This is a genomic window from Pseudomonas sp. EGD-AK9, assembly GCF_000465935.2.
Taxonomy (GTDB): Bacteria; Pseudomonadota; Gammaproteobacteria; order Pseudomonadales; family Pseudomonadaceae; genus Aquipseudomonas.
This window is the reverse complement of sequence record NZ_AVOF01000392.1, coordinates 1-2,702: the sequence shown is the minus strand read 5'-3', so window position 1 is coordinate 2,702 and position 2,702 is coordinate 1. Positions and strand designations below refer to the sequence as shown.

Here is a 2,702-nt window from a genome sequence, read left to right as displayed (position 1 = left end):
CCATAGAGCACCAGGGCCACCGCCAGCAGCAGCAGGCTGGCCAGCTGGGTGGCGCTGGTCAGGCTGTAGAAGCTGTACCAGGTCTTGTAGATGGCGGTGGTGAAGGTGTCGAAGTTGAACACCGACACCGCGCCGAAATCGGCCAGGGTCTCCATGATCGCCAGGGCCAGGCCAGCGCCGATGGCCGGCCGCGCCATGGGCAGGGCGACACGCCAGAAGGCCTGCCAGGGACTCTGCCCGAGCACTCGCGCGGCCTCCATCAGGCCCTTGCCCTGGGCCAGGAAGGCGCCGCGGGCGAGCAGGTAGACGTAGGGGTAGAACACCAGCACCAGGACGATGATCACCCCGCCGATGGAGCGCACCCGCGGCAGGCGCAGGCCGCTGCCGAACCACTCGCGCAGCAGGCTCTGCAGCGGCCCGGCGAAATCCAGCAGGCCGACGAAAACGAAGGCCAGCACATAGGCGGGAATGGCGAAGGGCAGCATCAGCGCCCAGTCCAGCCAGCGCCGCCCGGGAAACTCGCAGAGGCTGGTGAGCCAGGCCAGGCTGACGCCGAGCAGGGTCACGCCGATGCCGACGCCGAGTACCAGGGTCAGGGTATTGCCGATCAGCCGCGCCATCTGCGTCTGCCACAGGTGCGCCCAGATCTGAGCGTCCACCTCGTGCCAGCTGAGCAGCAGCACCGACAGCGGCAACAGCACCAGCAGGGCAACGGCGAAGACGATGGGGTACCAGCGACGCTGGACGGGATGCGGCACGCGGATTCCTCGACGGCGGAAAAGACGACGCCCCGGCTGGGCGGGGCGTCGAAGTATAACGGCAGCAGCGCGGATCACCGAGGGTACGCCGTGACGCACCCGCGGCGCTCTCGCCAGCAGCTTACTGCCAGCCAGCGCGATCCATCAGCATGGTCGCTTCGGCCTGGCGCTTGCCGGCCACTTCGGTGGCGATGGAGTCGGCCTTGAAGCTGCCCCAGGCGGCCACTTCCTCGGACGGCGCAACTGCCGGGTTGGCCGGGAATTCCTGGTTGACGCCGGCGAAGATGCTCTGCGCTTCCGGGGTGGTCATCCACTCCAGCAGCTTGCGGGCCTGCTCCGGGTGCGGCGCGTGCTTGGTCACGCCGGCGCCGGCCAGGTTGACGTGCACGCCACGGTCGTTCTGGTTCGGCCAGAACGGCTTGACCTTCAGATCCGGCTGCTGCTTGTGCAGACGGCCGTAATAGTAGGTGTTGGTGATGCCGACGTCGCACTGGCCGGCGTCGATGGCCTGCAGCAGCGCGGTGTCGTCGGCGAACACGTCGGTGGCCAGGTTGTTCACCCAGCCCTTGACGATCTGCTCGGTCTTCTCGGCGCCGTGGGTCTCGATCAGGGTGGCGGTCAGCGACTGGTTGTACACCTTCTTGCTGGTGCGCAGGCACAGGCGGCCTTCCCAGTTCTTGTCGGCCAGCGCCTCGTAGGTGGACAGCTCTTCCGGCTTGACCCGCTCGGTGGAGTAGAAGATGGTCCGCGCGCGCAGCGACAGGCCGGTCCAGCTGTCGCTGCTGGAACGGTACTGGGCGGGGATATTGGCGGCGATCAGGTCCGACTTGGTCGGCTGCAGCACGCCTTCCTGCTCGGCCTGCCAGAGGTTGCCGGCGTCGACGGTGATCAGCAGGTCGGCCGGGGTGTTGGCGCCTTCGGCCTTGAGGCGGGCGATCAGCGGGGCTTCCTTGTCGGTGATGAACTTCACCTTGACCCCGGTCTTTTCGGTGTAGAGATCGAATACCGGCTTGATCAGCTCGTCGATACGGGCGGAGTAGACCACCACCTCATCGGCGGCCTGGACGGCGCTTGCCAGGGTGCCGAGGGTGAATGCAGCGAGCAGCGCGTTGCGAGCCTTCATGGGACCAGCCTCTTGTGGATGAAAAAAGTGGCTGAATAGTAGTGAATGTTATTTGCCTTCTCAACGTAAATACGTCAACAAAAGTCAACGAGTGTTACAAGGCGCGCGCCAGCTCCGGCAGGTCGCCGCTCAGCCCCAGCGCCTGACGCACGAACAGCGCCTTGGCCTCGGCCTGGCCATCGACCAGATCGAGGCCGACGTTGCGCAGCAGACGCACCGGCAAGGGGTCGGCCTGGAACAAGCGCTGGAAGCCCTCCATCGCCGCCATCATCGCCAGGTTGTGCGGCATGCGCCGGCGCTCGAAGCGGCTCAGCACGCGCTCCTCACTCAGGTTCTCGCCACGCTCGGCGGCATGCAGCAGCACCTCGGCCAGCACCGCGGCGTCGAGAAAGCCCAGGTTGACCCCCTGCCCCGCCAGCGGGTGGATGGTATGCGCGGCGTCGCCGATCAGCGCCAGCCCCGGCTCGACGTAACGCTTGGCATGACGCTGACGCAGCGGGATGCACAGGCGACGGTCGGCATGCAGCACCTGGCCGAGGCGGTGCTCGAAGGCCTTGCCCAGCTCGACACAGAAGCCTTCATCGTCCAGCGCCATGAGCCGCTCGGCCTCGCTCGGCAGGGTCGACCAGACGATCGAGCACCAGTGCTCGCCCGCCGCGCCGGCTAGCGGCAGGAAGGCCAGCGGGCCGTCGTCGGTGAAGCGCTGCCAGGCGGTTGCCTGGTGCGGGCGCTCGACCCGCACGCTGGTGACAATGGCGTGGTGCAGGTAATCCCACTCGCGGCTGGCGCAGCCGGCCAGGCGGCGCACCGCGGAGTTGGCG

Annotated in this window: 3 protein-coding genes; all 3 read right to left on the bottom strand. The window is 67.4% G+C overall.

What is annotated here, in order from left to right:
• Nucleotides 1-758 (bottom strand): iron ABC transporter permease (locus N878_RS17045; RefSeq protein WP_021444809.1); only part of this gene is annotated, 758 nt, incomplete at its 3' end.
• 121 nt (nt 759-879) lie between these two features.
• The gene (locus N878_RS17040; RefSeq protein ID WP_021444808.1) at nt 880-1,881 is read right to left on the bottom strand and encodes an extracellular solute-binding protein; all 1,002 of its coding nucleotides are present in this window, start codon (nt 1,879-1,881) and stop codon (nt 880-882) included.
• Between the two features lie 94 nt (nt 1,882-1,975).
• Nucleotides 1,976-2,702: FAD-dependent monooxygenase (locus N878_RS17035; protein ID WP_021444807.1), on the bottom strand; the 727-nt coding region annotated here is incomplete at its 5' end.